Origin of the sequence: Enterobacter sp. 148H3 (assembly GCF_034107425.1) — a bacterium.
Classification (GTDB): domain Bacteria; phylum Pseudomonadota; class Gammaproteobacteria; order Enterobacterales; family Enterobacteriaceae; genus Enterobacter; species Enterobacter vonholyi.
Map to the genome: position 1 here is coordinate 222,890 of NZ_JAWNEI010000005.1, position 19,868 is coordinate 242,757.

General features: G+C 55.5%; 18 protein-coding genes. 13 read left to right on the forward strand and 5 right to left on the reverse strand.

Annotated features, from left to right (window positions below):
* The first annotated feature begins 2 nt into the window (after positions 1-2).
* The 12 genes from murD (at position 3) to mutT (ending at position 14,396) form a co-directional block, all read left to right on the forward strand.
* Entirely contained in the window at positions 3-1,319 is a 1,317-nt protein-coding gene (gene murD, locus USH94_RS09600; protein WP_111964039.1) for a UDP-N-acetylmuramoyl-L-alanine--D-glutamate ligase, read from the forward strand.
* The gene (gene ftsW / locus USH94_RS09605; RefSeq protein ID WP_111964038.1) at positions 1,319-2,563 is read left to right on the forward strand and encodes a cell division protein FtsW; all 1,245 of its coding nucleotides are present in this window, start codon (positions 1,319-1,321) and stop codon (positions 2,561-2,563) included. The genes murD and ftsW overlap by 1 nt, the downstream gene beginning before the upstream one ends.
* On the forward strand, positions 2,560-3,624 hold the full coding sequence (gene murG, locus USH94_RS09610) for an undecaprenyldiphospho-muramoylpentapeptide beta-N-acetylglucosaminyltransferase (protein WP_039260813.1): 1,065 nt from the start codon (positions 2,560-2,562) through the stop codon (positions 3,622-3,624). Before ftsW ends, murG begins: the two co-directional genes overlap by 4 nt.
* 56 nt (positions 3,625-3,680) lie before the next feature.
* Entirely contained in the window at positions 3,681-5,156 is a 1,476-nt protein-coding gene (murC, locus tag USH94_RS09615) for a UDP-N-acetylmuramate--L-alanine ligase (protein ID WP_023310397.1), read from the forward strand.
* Positions 5,149-6,069 (forward strand): D-alanine--D-alanine ligase, encoded by a 921-nt coding sequence (locus USH94_RS09620; RefSeq protein ID WP_111964037.1) that lies wholly within the window; start codon positions 5,149-5,151, stop codon positions 6,067-6,069. The genes murC and USH94_RS09620 overlap by 8 nt, the downstream gene beginning before the upstream one ends.
* Position 6,070: 1 nt before the next feature.
* A complete protein-coding gene (gene ftsQ, locus USH94_RS09625) occupies positions 6,071-6,913 on the forward strand; it encodes a cell division protein FtsQ (RefSeq protein WP_111964036.1) in 843 nt (280 codons plus the stop codon).
* Positions 6,910-8,166 (forward strand): cell division protein FtsA, encoded by a 1,257-nt coding sequence (gene ftsA, locus USH94_RS09630; RefSeq protein WP_023334508.1) that lies wholly within the window; start codon positions 6,910-6,912, stop codon positions 8,164-8,166. The genes ftsQ and ftsA overlap by 4 nt, the downstream gene beginning before the upstream one ends.
* A 63-nt stretch (positions 8,167-8,229) precedes the next feature.
* Positions 8,230-9,381 (forward strand): cell division protein FtsZ, encoded by a 1,152-nt coding sequence (gene ftsZ, locus USH94_RS09635; protein ID WP_008501978.1) that lies wholly within the window; start codon positions 8,230-8,232, stop codon positions 9,379-9,381.
* 101 nt (positions 9,382-9,482) lie between these two features.
* Complete coding sequence (lpxC, locus tag USH94_RS09640; RefSeq protein ID WP_008501977.1) at positions 9,483-10,400, forward strand: UDP-3-O-acyl-N-acetylglucosamine deacetylase; 918 nt, start codon at positions 9,483-9,485, stop codon at positions 10,398-10,400.
* 278 nt (positions 10,401-10,678) lie between these two features.
* The gene (gene secM, locus USH94_RS09645; protein WP_164850615.1) at positions 10,679-11,182 is read left to right on the forward strand and encodes a secA translation cis-regulator SecM; all 504 of its coding nucleotides are present in this window, start codon (positions 10,679-10,681) and stop codon (positions 11,180-11,182) included.
* Between the two features lie 58 nt (positions 11,183-11,240).
* Positions 11,241-13,946, forward strand: coding sequence for a preprotein translocase subunit SecA (secA, locus tag USH94_RS09650; RefSeq protein WP_111964034.1), 2,706 nt, complete (start codon positions 11,241-11,243; stop codon positions 13,944-13,946).
* 57 nt (positions 13,947-14,003) lie between these two features.
* The gene (mutT, locus tag USH94_RS09655; protein WP_111964033.1) at positions 14,004-14,396 is read left to right on the forward strand and encodes an 8-oxo-dGTP diphosphatase MutT; all 393 of its coding nucleotides are present in this window, start codon (positions 14,004-14,006) and stop codon (positions 14,394-14,396) included.
* 33 nt (positions 14,397-14,429) lie between these two features.
* Here the strand turns inward: mutT and yacG are convergent, their stop codons facing one another.
* Genes yacG through coaE form a run of 3 tightly spaced genes read right to left on the reverse strand, consistent with a single transcriptional unit; the run spans position 14,430 to position 15,997 of the window.
* Positions 14,430-14,624, reverse strand: a complete 195-nt coding sequence (gene yacG, locus USH94_RS09660) for a DNA gyrase inhibitor YacG (RefSeq protein ID WP_111964032.1) — start codon at positions 14,622-14,624, stop codon at positions 14,430-14,432.
* A gap of 9 nt (positions 14,625-14,633) precedes the next feature.
* Positions 14,634-15,377, reverse strand: coding sequence for a cell division protein ZapD (gene zapD, locus USH94_RS09665; RefSeq protein WP_047173318.1), 744 nt, complete (start codon positions 15,375-15,377; stop codon positions 14,634-14,636).
* The gene (gene coaE / locus USH94_RS09670; protein WP_111964031.1) at positions 15,377-15,997 is read right to left on the reverse strand and encodes a dephospho-CoA kinase; all 621 of its coding nucleotides are present in this window, start codon (positions 15,995-15,997) and stop codon (positions 15,377-15,379) included. The genes zapD and coaE overlap by 1 nt, the downstream gene beginning before the upstream one ends.
* A gap of 228 nt (positions 15,998-16,225) precedes the next feature.
* Here coaE and USH94_RS09675 point away from each other — a divergent pair, with 228 nt between their 5' ends.
* A complete protein-coding gene (locus tag USH94_RS09675; RefSeq protein WP_022647054.1) occupies positions 16,226-17,269 on the forward strand; it encodes a GMP reductase in 1,044 nt (347 codons plus the stop codon).
* 41 nt (positions 17,270-17,310) lie between these two features.
* Here USH94_RS09675 and hofC read toward each other — a convergent pair whose 3' ends face one another.
* Positions 17,311-18,495: a protein transport protein HofC gene (gene hofC, locus USH94_RS09680; RefSeq protein WP_111964030.1), complete on the reverse strand. Its 1,185-nt coding sequence runs from the start codon at positions 18,493-18,495 to the stop codon at positions 17,311-17,313.
* A complete protein-coding gene (gene gspE, locus USH94_RS09685; protein ID WP_111964029.1) occupies positions 18,485-19,867 on the reverse strand; it encodes a type II secretion system protein GspE in 1,383 nt (460 codons plus the stop codon). Before gspE ends, hofC begins: the two co-directional genes overlap by 11 nt.
* Between the last annotated feature and the right edge of the window lies 1 nt (position 19,868).

Here is a 19,868-nt window from a genome sequence, read left to right on the forward strand (position 1 = left end):
TCATGGCAGATTACCAGGGCAAAAAAGTCGTTATCATCGGGTTGGGCCTCACGGGGCTCTCCTGCGTGGACTTTTTCCTCGCGCGCGGCGTGACGCCGCGCGTGATGGATACGCGTGTCTCTCCACCGGGTCTGGACAAACTGCCGGAACAGGTTGAACGCCACCTTGGTGGTCTGAATGATGACTGGCTGCTGGCAGCCGATTTGATTGTCGCCAGCCCGGGTATGGCGCTGGCGCACCCTTCGCTGAGCGCTGCCGCGGATGCGGGTGTGGAAATTGTCGGCGATATCGAGCTGTTCTGCCGTGAAGTGCAGGCGCCCGTTATCGCTATTACCGGTTCTAACGGTAAAAGCACCGTCACCACTCTGGTGGGTGAAATGGCGAAAGCGGCAGGCATGAACGTCGGCGTTGGCGGTAACATTGGTTTACCTGCTCTGATGCTGCTGGACAAAGGCTGCGAGCTGTTCGTGCTGGAACTCTCCAGCTTCCAGCTGGAAACGACTTCCAGCCTGCATGCTGCGGCTGCGACGATCCTCAACGTGACTGAAGATCATATGGACAGGTATCCATTTGGCCTGCAGCAATACCGTGCCGCTAAGCTGCGCGTTTATGAAAATGCAAAAGTCTGCGTTGTTAATGCCGATGACGCTCTGACGATGCCGGTGCGTGGCGCAGACGATCGCTGTATTAGCTTTGGTATTACGATGGGGGACTACCACCTGAACCGCCAACTGGGCGAAACCTGGCTGCGCGTGAAGGGTGAGAAAGTGCTGAACGTGAAAGAGATGAAGCTCACAGGTCAGCACAACTACACCAATGCCCTGGCGGCGCTGGCGCTTGCTGATGCTGTAGGGCTGCCGCGCTCCTCCAGCCTGAAAGCGTTAACCACCTTTTCTGGTCTGGCACACCGTTTCCAGCTGGCGCTGGAGCACAACGGCGTGCGCTGGATTAACGACTCCAAAGCCACCAACGTGGGTAGCACGGAGGCCGCGCTGAACGGGCTGCACGTTGACGGCACCCTGCATTTACTGTTGGGCGGCGACGGTAAATCAGCTGATTTTTCCTCGCTGAAGCCCTATCTCTCCGGCGATAACATCCGCCTGTACTGCTTCGGCCGTGACGGCAGCGAACTGGCTGAACTGCGCCCTGAAGTTGCCGAGCAAACCGAAACCATGGAACAGGCGATGCGGTTGATTGCCCCTCGCGTGAAGCCAGGCGATATGGTGCTGCTCTCTCCGGCCTGTGCCAGCCTCGATCAATTCAAGAATTTCGAACAGCGTGGTGATGTCTTTACCCGCCTGGCGAAGGAGTTAGGCTGATGCGTTTATCTCTCCCTCGCCTGAAAATGCCGCGCATGCCAGGATTTGGGATCCTGGCATGGCTGTTTGCGGCGCTCAAAGGCTGGGTAATGGGCTCTCGTCAAAAAGATAACGACAGCCTGATCATGTACGACCGCACGCTGTTCTGGCTCACGATGGGGCTGGCGGCGGTAGGCTTTATTATGGTGACGTCGGCATCAATGCCTGTCGGGCAGCGTCTGGCGAACGATCCTTTCCTGTTTGCCAAGCGTGATGGTCTTTACATTATCCTGGCGTTCTGTCTGGCGCTGGTGACCTTGCGTCTGCCGATGGAGTTCTGGCAGCGGCACAGTACGGCGATGCTGATCGCGTCGATTATTATGCTGCTGATCGTACTGGTGGTGGGCAGCTCCGTTAACGGGGCATCCCGCTGGATCGCCTTCGGCCCGCTGCGTATTCAGCCTGCGGAATTTACCAAGCTCTCCCTGTTCTGCTACCTGGCTAACTACCTGGTGCGTAAGGTAGATGAGGTGCGTAACAACCTGCGCGGCTTCTTAAAACCGATGGGCGTGATTCTGGTGCTGGCGGTATTACTGCTGGCGCAGCCTGACCTCGGTACCGTTGTCGTGCTGTTCGTTACCACCCTGGCCATGCTGTTCCTGGCGGGCGCGAAGCTGTGGCAGTTCATCGCTATTATCGGGATGGGGATTTCGGCGGTTGTGCTGCTGATCCTCGCCGAGCCTTACCGTATTCGCCGTGTGACCTCGTTCTGGAACCCGTGGGAAGATCCGTTCGGCAGCGGTTATCAGCTGACGCAGTCGCTGATGGCCTTTGGTCGCGGTGAAGTCTGGGGACAGGGGCTGGGGAACTCGGTACAGAAACTCGAGTATTTACCGGAAGCGCATACTGACTTCATCTTCTCCATTATTGCGGAAGAACTGGGTTATATCGGTGTGGTATTAGCGCTATTAATGGTATTCTTCGTCGCTTTCCGCGCCATGTCCATCGGCCGGAAAGCGCTGGAGATCGATCACCGCTTCTCAGGCTTCCTGGCCTGCTCAATTGGTATCTGGTTTAGCTTCCAGGCATTGGTTAACGTCGGGGCCGCAGCGGGTATGCTGCCGACCAAAGGTCTGACGTTGCCGTTGATCAGTTATGGTGGTTCCAGTCTGTTGATTATGTCGACGGCCATCATGCTGTTGTTGCGCATAGATTATGAAACGCGTCTGGAGAAAGCCCAGGCGTTTACACGAGGTTCACGATGAATCAACCGAAGCGGTTAATGGTGATGGCAGGCGGTACCGGCGGACACGTGTTCCCGGGACTTGCGGTTGCGCACCATTTAATGGATCAGGGCTGGCAGGTACGCTGGCTGGGAACCGCAGACCGCATGGAGGCCGACCTGGTGCCGAAACACGGTATCGAGATCGACTTTATTCGTATTTCCGGCCTTCGGGGCAAAGGACTCAAGGCAATGCTGCTGGCACCGGTGCGTATTTTTAACGCCTGGCGTCAGGCGCGCACCATTATGAAGCGCTTTAAGCCCGATGTGGTGCTGGGCATGGGCGGCTATGTCTCGGGGCCCGGCGGGCTGGCGGCGTGGTCGTTAGGTATTCCCGTCGTTCTGCATGAGCAGAACGGTATTGCCGGTCTGACCAACAAATGGCTGGCGAAAATCGCCACTAAAGTCATGCAGGCGTTTCCCGGCGCGTTCCCGAAAGCGGACGTAGTGGGTAATCCGGTGCGTGTCGACGTGCTGGCGCTGCCGCTGCCGGATGCTCGCCTGACGGGCCGTGAAGGGCCGGTTCGTGTGCTGGTCGTCGGTGGCTCACAGGGCGCGCGTATCTTGAACCAGACGATGCCGCAGGTAGCTGCAAAGCTGGGCGATACCGTGACCATCTGGCACCAGAGCGGGAAAGGCGCTCAGCAGACCGTTGAGCAGGCTTACGCAGACGAAGGTCAGCCGCAGCATAAAGTCACAGAGTTTATCGACGACATGGCGGCAGCGTATGCGTGGGCCGATGTCGTGGTCTGTCGTTCAGGCGCGCTGACGGTGAGCGAGATCGCCGCCGCCGGTTTGCCGGCCCTGTTTGTGCCGTTCCAGCACAAAGACAGACAGCAGTACTGGAATGCGCTGCCGCTTGAGAAAGCCGGTGCCGCGAAGATATTTGAGCAGCCACAATTTACCGCCGACGCGGTCGCCACCACCCTGGCGGGCTGGAACAGAGACGCACTGCTGGAGATGGCACAACGCGCGCGCGCGGCCGCTATCCCTGATGCGACGGAACGGGTGGCAAAAGAAGTGAGCCTGGCAGCCCAGGCTTAACCCTCGCAGCGCGTGTTGCGCTGCACGAATTTTAAGTAGTCGATGGCGTTTAGAGAATGAATACACAACAACTGGCAAAACTGCGTTCAATCGTGCCCGAGATGCGTCGCGTCCGGCACATTCACTTTGTTGGCATCGGTGGTGCTGGCATGGGCGGTATTGCCGAAGTGTTAGCTAACGAAGGCTATCAGATCAGCGGGTCTGACCTGGCGCCAAACCCTGTTACGCAGCAGCTGGCGTCGCTTGGGGCGACTATCTATTTCAACCATCGTCCGGAAAACGTGCGCGATGCGAGCGTGGTGGTGGTCTCAAGCGCCATCTCCTCTGACAACCCTGAAATCGTTGCTGCGCACGAAGCGCGCATTCCGGTGATCCGCCGTGCAGAAATGCTGGCGGAACTGATGCGTTTTCGTCACGGCATCGCCATTGCCGGGACCCACGGTAAAACCACGACCACGGCGATGGTTTCCAGTATTTATGCGGAAGCGGGGCTCGATCCGACGTTCGTCAACGGCGGTCTGGTCAAAGCCGCAGGCGTGCATGCACGTCTGGGCCACAGTCGTTATCTGATAGCTGAAGCGGATGAGAGCGACGCGTCGTTCCTGCACCTGCAGCCGATGGTGGCGATTGTCACTAACATCGAAGCTGACCATATGGATACCTACCAGGGCGACTTCGAGAACTTAAAGCAGACCTTCATCAACTTCCTGCACAACCTGCCGTTCTATGGACGTGCGGTAATGTGCGTAGACGATCCGGTGATCCGCGAGCTGCTGCCGCGCGTGGGTCGTCAAATCACCACCTACGGCTTCAGCGAAGACGCTGACGTTCGCGTGGAGGAGTACAAACAGATTGGTGCGCAGGGACACTTCACGCTGGCGCGTCAGGACAAAGAACTGCTGCACGTCACGCTGAATGCACCAGGTCGCCATAATGCCCTCAATGCCGCAGCGGCAGTGGCCGTCGCGACGGAAGAAGGCATTGATGATGATGCGATTCTGCGCGCGCTGGAAAGCTTCCAGGGCACCGGTCGTCGCTTCGACTTCCTCGGTGAATTCCCGCTGGACGCCGTAAACGGTAAAGCCGGCACTGCGATGCTGGTGGACGACTACGGCCACCATCCGACCGAAGTGGACGCCACCATTAAAGCCGCACGCGCGGGCTGGCCTGACAAAAATCTGGTGATGATCTTCCAGCCGCACCGCTTCACGCGTACGCGCGATCTGTATGACGATTTCGCCAGCGTCCTGTCACAGGTAGACACCCTGTTAATGCTGGACGTATACGCCGCAGGCGAGACGCCGATTCCAGGGGCCGACAGCCGCTCCCTGTGCCGTACAATCCGTGGACGCGGTAAGGTTGACCCTATTCTGGTTTCTGACCCTGCACAGGTAGCGGAAATTCTGGCACCGGTCCTGACGGGTAACGATTTGATTCTGATTCAGGGCGCGGGAAATATCGGCAAAATCGCCCGTACCTTAGCTGAAATCAAACTGAAGCCGCAAACCCAGGAGGATGAGCATCATGGCTGATAAGATTGCTGTCCTGTCTGGCGGCACCTCTGCTGAACGCGAGGTTTCCCTGAATTCCGGCGCGGCTGTGCTGGCGGGCCTGCGGGAGGGTGGCGTCAATGCGCACCTGGTCGATCCAAAAGAGGTTGACGTGACGCAATTAAAAGCCATGGGCTTCGATAAAGTCTTTATCGCTTTACACGGTCGTGGCGGCGAAGACGGCACCCTGCAGGGGCTTCTGGATCTGATCGGTCTGCCATACACCGGCAGCGGCGTGATGGCGTCTGCTATCTCTATGGATAAACTGCGCAGCAAGCTGCTGTGGCAGGGCGCAGGTTTACCTGTTGCGCCATGGGTGGCACTGACGCGTCGCGAATTTGAATTGGGCCTGCCGGATAGCGTTAATGCACGCATTGCTGAACTGGGCTTACCGGTTATTGTAAAGCCCAGCCGGGAAGGCTCCAGCGTGGGAATGTCCAAAGTCGACAAAGCTGACGATTTAGCGTCCGCTTTAGCACTGGCATTTCAACATGATGATGAAGTTTTGGTAGAGAAATGGCTCAGCGGGCCGGAATTTACCGTCGCGATGCTTGGCGAAGAAATTTTACCGTCAATCCGTATCCAACCCGCTGGAGTCTTCTATGATTATGAGGCGAAGTATCTCTCTGATGAGACGCAATATTTCTGCCCAAGTGGTCTTGAAGCTGAGCGTGAAGCCGATTTACAGTCCCTGGTGCTTAAAGCCTGGCATGTTCTGGGTTGCCAGGGCTGGGGACGCATCGATGTGATGCAGGACAAAGATGGACAATTTTATCTGCTGGAAGCCAACACCTCTCCGGGTATGACGAGCCACAGCCTTGTGCCGATGGCCGCGCGTCAGGCGGGGATGAGTTTCTCGCAGTTAGTCGTACGCATTCTGGACCAGGCGGGCTGATATGTCTCAGGCTGCATTGAACACGCGCAACCGCGATGACGAGGACGAATACACCTCTTCACGCCGCAGCAATGGAACGCGTCTTGCAGGCATCATTTTCCTGCTCGGGGTGCTGTGCACCGTGTTTATCAGCGGCTGGATGGTCCTGGGCTGGATGGAAGATGCGCAGCGGTTGCCGCTCTCTAAGCTGGTGGTCACCGGTGAGCGTCACTACACGCGTAACGACGATATTCGCCAGTCAATACTGGCGCTGGGTTCGCCTGGCACTTTCATGACTCAGGACGTCAATATTATCCAGAGTCAGATTGAACGTCTGCCATGGATAAAACAGGCGAGCGTAAGAAAGCAATGGCCTGATGAATTGAAGATTCATCTGGTTGAATATGTGCCCATTGCGCGTTGGAATGATCAGCACATGGTTGACGCAGACGGAAATTCCTTCAGCGTCCCGGCCGATCGTGTCAACAAGCAAAATTTACCGATGTTGTATGGCCCTGAAGGCAGCGAAAACGAAGTGTTACAGGGTTTTCGCGAAATGGGTCAGGTGCTGGCGAAGGACAGGTTTACGTTAAAAGATGCTGCCATGACGGCGCGCCGTTCCTGGCAGCTGACGTTAACGAACGGCATTAAGCTCAACCTGGGACGCGGGGACACCATGAAGCGTCTGGCGCGTTTTGTCGAACTTTACCCGGTTTTACAGCAGCAGGCACAGACTGACGGCAAACGGATAAGCTACGTTGATTTGCGCTATGACTCAGGCGCAGCAGTCGGTTGGGTACCGGCTCCGGTCGAGGAACCTAATCAGCAACAGAATCAGGCACAGGTACAGGCAGAACAACAATGATCAAGGCGACGGACAGAAAACTGGTAGTTGGACTGGAGATTGGCACCGCGAAGGTTGCCGCTTTAGTAGGGGAAGTTCTGCCCGACGGTATGGTCAATATCATTGGCGTAGGCAGTTGCCCGTCCCGTGGTATGGATAAAGGTGGGGTAAACGATCTTGAATCGGTGGTGAAATGCGTTCAGCGCGCCATCGATCAGGCTGAACTGATGGCAGATTGCCAGATTTCGTCTGTCTATCTGGCCCTTTCTGGTAAGCACATTAGCTGCCAGAACGAAATTGGTATGGTGCCGATTTCCGAAGAAGAAGTGACGCAGGAAGACGTTGAAAACGTAGTGCACACGGCGAAATCCGTGCGTGTCCGCGACGAACATCGCGTGCTGCATGTCATTCCGCAGGAATATGCGATTGACTACCAGGAAGGGATCAAGAACCCGGTCGGTCTTTCTGGCGTACGTATGCAGGCAAAAGTGCACCTGATCACATGTCACAACGATATGGCGAAGAACATTGTAAAAGCCGTTGAACGTTGTGGCCTGAAAGTTGACCAACTTATTTTCGCGGGTCTGGCGGCAAGTTATTCCGTGCTGACCGAAGATGAACGTGAACTGGGTGTCTGTGTGGTCGATATTGGTGGTGGTACAATGGATATCGCCGTCTATACCGGCGGTGCGTTGCGCCACACTAAAGTGATCCCTTATGCCGGGAACGTTGTGACCAGCGATATTGCTTACGCTTTTGGTACGCCGCCGAGCGATGCAGAAGCAATTAAAGTGCGCCACGGCTGTGCGCTGGGGTCTATCGTTGGCAAAGATGAGAGCGTTGAAGTGCCGAGCGTCGGTGGTCGTCCACCGCGTAGCCTGCAGCGCCAGACGTTGGCAGAGGTGATTGAGCCGCGCTATACCGAGCTGCTCAACCTGGTCAACGAAGAGATTTTACAGTTACAGGAACAGCTTCGTCAGCAGGGTGTTAAGCATCATCTTGCGGCGGGGATTGTATTAACCGGCGGTGCAGCGCAAATTGAAGGTCTTGCGGCCTGTGCTCAGCGCGTGTTCCATACGCAGGTGCGTATTGGTGCGCCGCTGAATATCACCGGTTTAACGGATTATGCTCAGGAGCCGTATTATTCAACGGCTGTGGGCCTGCTTCACTACGGGAAGGAATCTCATCTCAGTGGTGAAGCAGAAGTGGAAAAACGCGTCTCAGTGGGGTCGTGGGTCAAACGACTGAACAACTGGTTGCGAAAAGAGTTTTAATTTTTTTAAGAGACCGGAGAGAATTAGCGGTCTCGGGCGACAGGCACAACGGAGAGAGAAATTATGTTTGAACCTATGGAACTGACCAACGACGCGGTGATTAAAGTCATCGGCGTCGGTGGCGGCGGCGGTAACGCCGTAGAGCATATGGTGCGTGAACGCATTGAAGGTGTTGAATTCTTCGCAGTTAACACCGATGCGCAGGCACTGCGTAAGACGGCTGTAGGCCAGACTATCCAGATCGGCGGTGGTATCACCAAAGGGCTGGGAGCAGGGGCTAACCCGGAAGTTGGTCGCAATGCGGCTGAAGAAGATCGTGAAGCGCTGCGCGCTGCACTGGAAGGTGCGGACATGGTCTTCATCGCAGCAGGTATGGGTGGCGGTACGGGTACCGGCGCAGCACCTGTTGTGGCTGAAGTAGCTAAAGATTTAGGTATCCTGACCGTTGCTGTCGTGACCAAGCCTTTCAACTTTGAAGGCAAGAAGCGTATGGCGTTCGCGGAGCAGGGTATCACCGAGCTGTCCAAGCATGTGGACTCGCTGATCACCATCCCTAACGACAAGCTGTTGAAGGTTCTGGGGCGCGGTATCTCCCTGCTTGACGCATTCGGTGCAGCAAACGACGTGCTGAAAGGCGCGGTCCAGGGTATCGCTGAACTGATTACCCGTCCTGGCCTGATGAACGTTGACTTTGCAGACGTTCGCACCGTGATGTCCGAAATGGGCTACGCGATGATGGGCTCTGGCGTGGCGAGCGGTGAAGATCGTGCAGAAGAAGCAGCTGAAATGGCCATTTCTTCTCCACTGCTGGAAGATATCGATCTGTCTGGTGCGCGCGGCGTGCTGGTCAACATTACCGCTGGCTTTGACCTGCGTCTGGATGAGTTCGAAACCGTGGGTAACACTATCCGTGCGTTCGCCTCTGACAACGCTACCGTGGTAATCGGTACTTCTCTTGACCCTGAAATGAACGACGAGCTGCGTGTTACCGTTGTTGCTACCGGTATCGGCATGGACAAACGTCCTGAGATCACCTTAGTGACTAACAAGCAGACTCAGCAACCGGTAATGGATCGTTACCAGCAGCACGGTATGTCTCCTCTGACTCAGGAGCAGAAACCGGCCGCGAAAGTGGTGAACGACCCAACGCCGCAAACGGCGAAAGAGCCAGATTATCTGGATATCCCGGCGTTCCTGCGTAAGCAAGCTGACTAAGAATTGGCTGGAATTTGGGGATTTGCGCTCTTTGTGCTAAACTGGCCCACCGTTAGTGATATACACTCTCGGTTGGATAGTTAATTTGGCGAGATTATACGATGATCAAACAAAGGACACTTAAACGTATCGTTCAGGCGACGGGTGTCGGTTTACATACCGGCAAGAAAGTCACGCTGACGTTACGCCCTGCGCCGGCCAATACCGGGGTCATCTATCGTCGCACCGACTTGAATCCACCGGTAGATTTTCCGGCCGATGCCAAATCTGTGCGTGATACTATGCTCTGTACTTGTCTGGTTAACGAGCATGACGTGCGGATTTCTACCGTTGAGCACCTGAACGCCGCCCTGGCGGGACTGGGTATCGACAACATTATTGTTGAAGTCGATGCGCCAGAAATCCCGATTATGGATGGCAGTGCTGCACCGTTCGTCTATCTGTTGCTGGATGCTGGCATCGAAGAACTGAACTGCGCGAAGAAATTTGTTCGCATCAAAGAGACCGTTCGCGTCGAAGATGGCGACAAATGGGCTGAATTCAAACCGTACAATGGTTTCTCGTTGGACTTTACCATCGACTTTAACCATCCGGCGATTGACTCCAGCACCCAACGCTATGCGATGAACTTCTCTGCCGATGCGTTTATGCGCCAGATCAGCCGAGCCCGTACGTTTGGCTTCATGCGTGATATCGAATATCTGCAGTCCCGCGGCCTGTGCCTGGGCGGCAGCTTCGATTGTGCCATCGTTGTTGACGATTATCGCGTACTGAACGAAGACGGCCTGCGTTTCGAAGATGAATTCGTTCGTCACAAAATGCTGGATGCTATCGGCGACCTGTTCATGTGTGGTCACAACATCATTGGTGCATTTACCGCGTTCAAATCCGGTCATGCGCTGAACAACAAACTGTTGCAGGCCGTCCTGGCAAAACAGGAAGCCTGGGAATATGTGACCTTCGAAGACGAAGCTGAGCTGCCGCTGGCTTTCAAAGCACCGAGCATGGTTCTGGCGTAACGGTTCACGCCGTTTCGTAAAAAAATCGACTGGTTAACCTGGTACTCTCTCCGACCAGGAAGACCAGTCGTTTTTATTTTTACCCTTCTTAGTTTGCCCCAGCGTTATCTCTTGTTTGTCTTTCGCAGAAAATGTGTGCGTTAGCTGCATTCTTGACCGTTTTTCCCCGCGGCGGCACCTCATTCCTGCTGATGTGCATTGGCTTTAGTGATACTATCTGGGCGCTAAAAGAATAACTGAACTCAGCCTCTGCAAGGCTGGCTTATTGGGTGGAGCAGGTGAGCGGAATACTGACGCGCTGGCGACAATTTGGCAGACGTTACTTCTGGCCGCATCTCTTATTAGGGATGGTCGCGGCGAGCTTTGGCTTGCCTGCGCTCAGCAACAGTGCCGAAGCGGCGACGCCCGCAAAAACCTCCACGACTAAACACGATTTCAACACGCGGGTTAACTTCACTAATCTTGCGTGGCTTGAAGCCAGCCGCCGTCCAAACTTCACCGTCGATTACTGGCACCAGCACGCTATCCGCACGGTTATCCGCCATCTGTCGTTTGCGATGGCACCGCAGGCCATGCCTGTTGCGGAAGAGGCGCTGCCGGTGCAGGCTCAGCATCTTGCCCTGCTGGACACGCTCAACGCGCTTCTCACGCAGGACAGCCAGCCGCCGGTCATAGTTCGTCAGTCGACGCAACGTGAGTTTGTTTCACCTGTTTCATTCTCTGTTTCAACCTGGATTAGCCAGGCTCACGGCATTCGCGCCGGGCCGCAACGCCTCAGCTAAATTAACTTTTTCAATACCTTAATTTATCTGCCCACAATGGGGCGTTTGAGAATTTATTATGCTAATCAAATTGTTAACTAAAGTTTTTGGTAGTCGTAACGATCGTACCCTGCGCCGTATGCGCAAAGCAGTTGCCGTCATCAACGGTATGGAACCGGCGATGGAGAAGCTCTCTGATGACGAGCTTAAAGCGAAAACAGCGGAATTTCGTGCGCGTCTGGAAAAAGGTGAAACCTTAGAAAGCCTGATCCCGGAAGCGTTTGCTGTCGTGCGCGAAGCGAGTAAGCGCGTGTTCGGCATGCGTCACTTCGACGTTCAGCTGCTGGGTGGTATGGTGCTCAACGAGCGCTGCATCGCGGAAATGCGTACCGGTGAAGGTAAAACCCTGACCGCAACGCTGCCGGCTTACCTGAACGCGCTGACCGGTAAAGGCGTTCACGTCGTTACCGTCAACGACTATCTGGCGCAGCGTGACGCCGAAAACAACCGTCCACTTTTCGAATTCCTCGGTATGACTGTCGGCATCAACATGTCCGGCCTGCCTGCGCCAGCCAAGCGTGAAGCGTATAACGCGGATATTACCTACGGTACCAACAACGAATACGGCTTCGACTACCTGCGTGACAACATGGCGTTCAGCCCTGAAGAGCGCGTCCAGCGTAAGCTGCACTACGCGCTGGTGGATGAGGTGGACTCCATCCTGATCGATGAAGCGCGTACTCCGCTTATCATCTCCGGCCCGGCTGAAGACAGCTCCGAGATGTACCGTAAAGTCGACAAAATCATTCCACACCTGCTGCGTCAGGAGAAAGAGGACTCCGACACCTTCCAGGGTGAAGGCCACTTCTCCGTTGATGAAAAAGCGCGCCAGGTTAACCTGACCGAACGCGGTCTGGTGAAAATTGAAGAGCTGCTGGTCGCTGAAGGCATCATGGAAGAGGGTGAGTCCCTGTACTCCCCAAGCAACATTATGTTGATGCACCACGTGACCGCTGCGCTGCGTGCCCACGCGTTGTTCACCCGCGACGTCGACTACATCGTGAAAGACGGTGAAGTGATCATCGTCGATGAACACACCGGCCGTACCATGCAGGGGCGTCGCTGGTCTGACGGTCTGCACCAGGCTGTAGAAGCCAAAGAAGGCGTGGATATTCAAAACGAAAACCAGACGCTGGCGTCTATCACCTTCCAGAACTACTTCCGTCTGTATGAGAAGCTGGCAGGGATGACCGGTACCGCCGATACCGAAGCGTTTGAATTCAGCTCCATCTACAAGCTGGATACCGTGGTTGTTCCAACCAACCGTCCGATGATCCGTAAGGATATGCCGGATCTGGTGTACATGACCGAAGCGGAAAAAATCCAGGCAATCATTGAAGACATTCGCGAACGTACCGCAAAAGGCCAGCCGGTTCTGGTGGGGACCATCTCCATCGAGAAATCCGAAGTGGTTTCCAACGAGCTGACCAAAGCAGGCATCAAGCACAACGTTCTGAACGCCAAGTTCCACGCTAAAGAGGCAGACATTGTTGCGCAGGCGGGTTATCCGGCTGCCGTCACCATCGCCACCAACATGGCGGGTCGTGGTACCGATATTATGCTGGGCGGTAGCTGGCAGGCTGAAGTGGCTGAGCTGGAAAACCCAACGCCAGAACAGATTGCGCAGATCAAAGCCGACTGGCAGGTTCGTCATGACGCCGTTCTGGCTTCCGGCGGTCTGCACATCATCGGTACGGAGCGTCACGAATCGCGTCGTATTGATAACCAGCTGCGTGGTCGTGCGGGTCGTCAGGGTGATGCCGGTTCATCCCGCTTCTACCTGTCTATGGAAGATGCGCTGATGCGTATTTTTGCTTCCGACCGCGTATCCGGCATGATGCGTAAGCTGGGGATGAAACCTGGCGAAGCCATTGAGCACCCGTGGGTGACCAAAGCGATCGCGAACGCACAGCGTAAAGTGGAAAGCCGCAACTTTGATATTCGTAAGCAACTGCTGGAATATGATGACGTGGCTAACGATCAGCGTCGTGCGATCTACACCCAGCGTAACGAACTGCTGGACGTCTCCGACGTGAGCGAAACCATCAATAGCATTCGTGAAGATGTGTTTAAAGCCACCATCGACGCGCATATTCCACCGCAGTCTCTGGAAGAAATGTGGGATATCGAAGGCCTGCAGGAACGCCTGAAAAACGACTTTGACCTCGATCTGCCAATCAAAGAGTGGCTGGATAAAGAGCCTGAGCTGCACGAAGAGACCTTGCGTGAACGTATCTTTGAAACCGCGCTGGACGTATACAAGCGTAAGGAAGAGGTTGTTGGCGCTGAGATGATGCGTCACTTTGAAAAAGGCGTGATGCTGCAGACTCTGGACTCCCTGTGGAAAGAGCACCTGGCGGCGATGGACTACCTGCGTCAGGGTATCCACCTGCGTGGCTATGCGCAGAAAGATCCGAAGCAGGAATACAAGCGTGAATCCTTCTCCATGTTTGCGTCTATGCTGGAGTCACTGAAATATGAAGTGATTAGCACCCTGAGCAAGGTTCAGGTGCGCATGCCGGAAGAGGTAGAAGCGATGGAGCAGCAGCGTCGTGAAGAAGCCGAGCGTCTGGCACAAATGCAACAGCTGAGCCACCAAACCGACGACAGCGAAGCTGCAGCGGCGATCGCCGCGCAGACCGGCGATCGTAAAGTGGGTCGTAACGATCCGTGCCCGTGTGGTTCCGGTAAAAAGTACAAGGCGTGCCACGGCCGTCTGAGCTAAGTTCATAAAAAAACAAAAAGGCGCAGATTTCTGCGCCTTTTTTATGGAAGCGACACTATGAAAATACTGCAAATTGCCGTCGGGATTATCCGCAACCCGCAAAACCAAATCTTCATCACCCAGCGCGCTGCCGACGCCCACATGGCAAACAAGTGGGAGTTTCCGGGCGGTAAAATCGAGTCAGGTGAAACGCCGGAAGAGGCGCTGGTTCGCGAGCTTCAGGAAGAGGTGGGGATCACCCCGCATGGCGCAACGCTGTTTGATAAGCTTGAATACCAGTTTCCGGACAGGCACATCACGCTGTGGTTTTGGCTGGTGGAAAACTGGGAGGGTGAACCCTGGGGAAAAGAGGGACAGCCGGGTAACTGGGTGGAACTTCAGGCAAGTGATGCCGAAAAATTCCCGCCAGCCAATGAGCCTGTGATCCTCCGGTTAGCCGCACAATCGTAGGCCTGCTAAGCGAAGGCCAGCAGGCGTTACTGATTACTGCTGGGTTTCGCTCCAGTCGTCGCTGTCCGAGAGACCGCCTTCACTTGGAATGCGTTTCTCTTCCGCCGCCCATTCGCCCAGATCAATGAGCTGGCAGCGCTTGCTGCAGAATGGGCGGAACGGACTCACTTCGCCCCATACAACGGTTTTGCCGCAGGTCGGGCAGCTTACGGTGGTGACATCAGACATCGGCACTCCTTAACAACAGGCCAGTTCAAAATCGAGACGTTCCGGCACGGTGCCATTTTCACTGTCCAGCGGCATAAAGCGAATCGCAAAACGGCTCTTATGCCCGGAAATCTGCGGGTAAAGCTGTTCGCCAAGCGATAAATTCAGGCGCAGAAGATCGGCATCATCACCGTTATCCTGGTAGAAACCATTCAGGCTGGTTTGCTTGCGGAACGGCGCAGAGTTACGTATCAGGTCGAGGATCAGCGACAGCGTCTGGTGCATAGGCTCCAGGCTTGCCAGCCAGCTGTTCACCTGCGCGTCACGCTGAGCCTGTGGCATATGTAGCCACATATGCAGCGTCGGCAGGTCGAAGCTACAGCAGCCGCCAGGGATGCTCAGGCGCTGGCGCACCAGACCAATCAGGCGGTCTTCGCGCAAAAACTGCCCGACGCGTGGCGCGGCCATCAGGACGGCGCTACTGCTTTTCAACTGCTGGCGGAGCGCGTCGATACGGCTCTGATCTACGCCGGGGACTTCTGTCCATGCCTGCAATTTACGCTGCTGGCGCTCCAGCTCTTTGAGTAATTCTGTGCGGACATCACCGCGTTCAATCACATCCAGCAGATCGCCTACGTTGCGGAAGAAGTGCAATGCGGTGGCATGATCGTTAACCGGCAGATGTTGTGAAAGTTGTTGAATAAGAAATTCGATACGCAGCCAGGTGCGCATTTTTTCGTTGAGCGGATGCTCAAAAAGGATGTGTGTCGACATTATGGTTTTTCCTGTGCAACGGCCTGCGCGGCGAACGTCAGATACTGCGCGTGCAGACGGGCAACATCCGATGCAATGGCATCTGGTGCGCCGTTATTATCAATAACATCATCCGCCACGGCAAGACGCTGAGCGCGCGTAGCCTGAGCGGCAAGAATTTGTTCAGCATGCTCCCGCGAAACGCGATCGCGCGTCATGGTTCTCTGGATTTGCGTTTCGGGTTCAACATCAATCACCAGCACCCGATCGGCTTTCTGATGCAGCTGATTTTCCACCAGCAGCGGGACCACCCACAGGACATAGGGCGAGCGGGCTGCGGCTATCTGACGCTGAGTTTCCTGGTGGATGATGGGGTGGAGCAGGGCATTAAGCCAGGCTTTTTCCGCAGAATCAGAAAAAATCCATTCGCGAAGCTGACGGCGATTCAGTGTGCCGTCGGCATTGATGATTGCCTTACCAAAATGTTCTGCTATGGCCTTTAGCGCGGGTGTATTGGGCTCTACCACCTGGCGGGCAATGATATCGGCATCAATAATCGTGATACCCAAACGAGAAAACGCGTCCGCAACGGTACTTTTGCCACTACCGATGCCGCCGGTTAATGCGACGATATACCCCATTAAATCAAATCCTGGGAATTATTCATTATTAAAATCAGTGGATTAAAACTCTCAGGTGCGCCAGCAACTGTTTAGCCCTGTTTACCGGCTTTTGACCAGGTAAATTTATAGGATTGTAGCGTAAAAAAAGAGAATTTCGCAGTCTTGCGGAGCAGGTATTAGTGCGTATGATAGCGTCACTGGAGTTGTGCTTTTAACATATTTGCCTCTAACCCCAGGAATCCGCACATGCGTATCGAAGAAGATCTGAAGTTAGGTTTCAAAGACGTTCTTATCCGCCCTAAACGCTCTACACTGAAAAGTCGCTCAGACGTTGAACTCGAACGTCAATTCACCTTTAAGCATTCCGGTCAGACCTGGTCTGGCGTGCCGATCATTGCTGCCAATATGGATACTGTGGGAACCTTTGAGATGGCAACCGCCCTGGCACAGTTTGATATTCTCACCGCCGTGCACAAACATTACAGCCCTGAAGAGTGGAATGCGTTTGTTGCATCCGCATCTGCTGACGTAGTGAAGCATGTGATGGTTTCTACCGGCACCTCCGATGCGGATTTCGAGAAGACCAAACAGATCCTGAACGCTAACCCGGCGCTCAACTTCGTTTGTATTGACGTGGCGAACGGTTACTCCGAGCACTTCGTGCAGTTCGTCAGCAAGGCGCGTGAGGCCTGGCCGACGAAAACCATCATCGCGGGCAACGTGGTGACCGGTGAAATGTGTGAAGAGCTGATCCTCTCCGGTGCCGATATCGTGAAAGTGGGCATTGGTCCGGGCTCTGTATGCACGACACGCGTCAAAACCGGCGTCGGTTATCCGCAGCTCTCCGCCGTCATTGAATGTGCCGATGCGGCGCACGGGCTGGGCGGACAGATCATCAGCGACGGCGGTTGCACCATGCCGGGTGATGTCGCAAAGGCTTTCGGCGGCGGCGCGGACTTCGTGATGCTCGGCGGTATGCTGGCAGGTCACGAAGAGAGCGGTGGTACCGTAGTTGAAGAGAACGGCGAGAAATTCATGCTGTTCTACGGCATGAGCTCTGAGTCTGCGATGACCCGTCACGTCGGTGGCGTGGCAAAATACCGTGCGGCAGAAGGCAAAACCGTGAAGCTGCCTTTGCGCGGCCCGGTTGAAAACACTGCACGCGATATCCTCGGCGGCCTGCGCTCTGCCTGCACCTACGTTGGGGCATCCCGTCTGAAAGAGCTGACAAAGCGTACGACGTTTATTCGCGTTCAGGAACAAGAAAACCGCGTATTCAATAGCCTGTAATGGCTTTCGCTGGCGCATGCCCGTGCGCCAGCCCTACTGTACTATCCCGCACTCAACGCATCCCCCAGATGGAAAATTGGCAGGTACATTGCCACCACCAGCGTGCCGATGATGACCCCTGTCACAATCAGAAGCACTGGCTCGAGAAGTGCCGCCAGATTATCTGCTCGTTGAAAGGTCTGTTCCGTGTGATGCCGGGCGAGGTTTGCCAGCATGATATCCAGCGCACCTGACATTTCGGCGGTTCGTAAAAGCTGAATACACAGCGGGGTAAAGATGTCCGCTTTATTAAAGGATGACCAGACGGGGAGACCTTTTTCAATGTCCTCCCGAACGCCACGGAGTATTCCCTGCCAGTACCGACTTTCAACGGTCTCCTCTGCACTCTCCAGGCCCTGTAGAAAGGGGATTCCGGACTGCTGCGTGAGTGACAGCACGGTAAAGATGTGCCCCAGTTTTTGTCCTTTTGCCAGCGCGCCCATCACGGGCGTATACATCAGCATGCGCTGCCACCGAGGGTTCTGCCGCAGAGCCCAGGCAGCGGCTAAGGGCGCTAATAACGCGGCGAACAACGCGAGGGCATAGGACTGGATAAAGGCGGCCATCCCCATGACCATCTGAGTCAGCAGCGGAAGCGGAGCGTTAAACGTTTTATAGATCGCGGCAAACTCCGGCAAGACCAGGATGACCATCGCCAGCACCACGAGCACGGCCAGCGTCAGGACAATCGCCGGATAGCGCAGGGCTTTTTTTACCTTTGCTCTGAGCTCCTGCTGCGCTTTTTGCTGCTGCGCGAGCTGGCGACAACACTCCTCCAGTTTCCCTGTGAGCTCACCGGTTTTCACCATCGAGACATGCAGTGGGCTAAAAACGGCTGGCCACTTTTTTAGCGACTCAGAAAAGGGGGCTCCCTCACTGAGCTCATCGGCAATACTTTGCAGCAGTGCCTGCCACGGTTTTAACGGATGTTGCTCTGCCAGCATCTGCAGGCTGTGGGACAACGTCAGCCCGGCCTGCAAAAGCGTTGCAAGCTGGCGAAACATCTCGTAGCAGTGATGTGGCCGCCAGCGGTGTCGCTGAGTGCATCGGGTCAGCGTCAAAGGATGGAGATCGCTCCGCATTAGCCTGGTGAAGGCGGCATTGCGGTCTGTGGCCCAGAGTGTCCCGCTTCGGGGTTCTCCTTCTTTGGTGAGCGCTCGCCAGCGCCAGAGTTGATTAGCCGCCATCCGGCATTCCCAGCACGCGCACCAGTTCTTCGACCGTGGTCAACCCTTGTTCAACGGCCATGCAACCGTGCTCGTAAAGAGAAATCATTCCCGCCTGCCGGGCGCTCGCTTCTATCACTTCTGTTCCCGCTCCACTGGCAATGGCCTGCCGCAGGGCATTGTCGATCGTCAGGACTTCAAAAATGGCCACGCGACCATAAAAACCGTGATAACACCGTTCGCAGCCGGTGGGCTGCCAGCGTGGAAGCGGTCTGGGCCATACGGCGCGCGGTAATTCAGCATGCTCGCTGGCTTCCCGACGACAATGTGGGCACAGGCGCCTGACCAGTCGCTGGGCAATCACCATCGACAGCGCGGAAGATATCATCCAGCGCGCGACGCCCATCTGCTCAAGGCGAATCAGGGTTTCTGTCGTCGAGTTGGTGTGAAGCGTTGACAGTACCAGATGACCGGTCTGGGCGGCATTAATGGCAATTGCTGCCGTTTCACCGTCACGGATTTCGCCGACCATAATGATGTCGGGATCCTGACGTAGCAGCGCCCTCAACACGCTCTGGAATGTTAAACCCGACCGGGGATTAATCTGCGTCTGGTTTAAACCCGTAAGGGGGATCTCAATGGGATCCTCCACGCTGCATATGTTGACGTCAGGGGTGTTACGCGCCTGCAGCGCGCTGTACAGGGTCACGGTTTTGCCGCTGCCGGTAGGGCCGGTGACCAGAATCAGCCCCTGCGGCTGGTGGAGCACCTCGTTGAAACGGGCCAGTTGTTCAGCACTCATACCAAGCGCTTCAGGCTCAAGGGCCTGCTGAACCTGATGCAAGAGACGCAGCACAATTTTCTCACCACCGCTGCAGGGAAGCGTCGCGATCCGAAATGAGACCGGCTCGTTTGCCAGCTCAATCGTAAATTGACCGTCCTGGGGCAAACGACGTTCTGCAATATCCAGGTTACCCAGCACCTTTAAACGTGCGCTGAACAGGCTTGCCAGTTCAGCGGCAAGAGGAGGCTGAGGACAAAGTACGCCGTCGATACGTAAACGAATCTGGCACGCGTGCTCCATCGGTTCGATATGAATATCAGAGGCGCGCCGGTTGATTGCCTGGAGCAGCGTGTGGTTGAGGACATCAACTGTTGAGTATGTTTGCGTAATGCCGGGCAGATGCGATTGGGACGTTAGCTGCCGGTGTTTTTCCATGCGCTCAGCGCTCCAGCACTCAATATCAATTCGTTTCTGGGTCGCGAAGCGCAGCGCCTCCATGAGTTCAGCCGCGGGGCTTCCCACGACGGCAATGCTGACCATGTCACTGTCGCTGGTGAGCAGCAGCGCGCGGTGGCGCAGACAAAGCGCCACGAGTTGCTCGGTATTCATT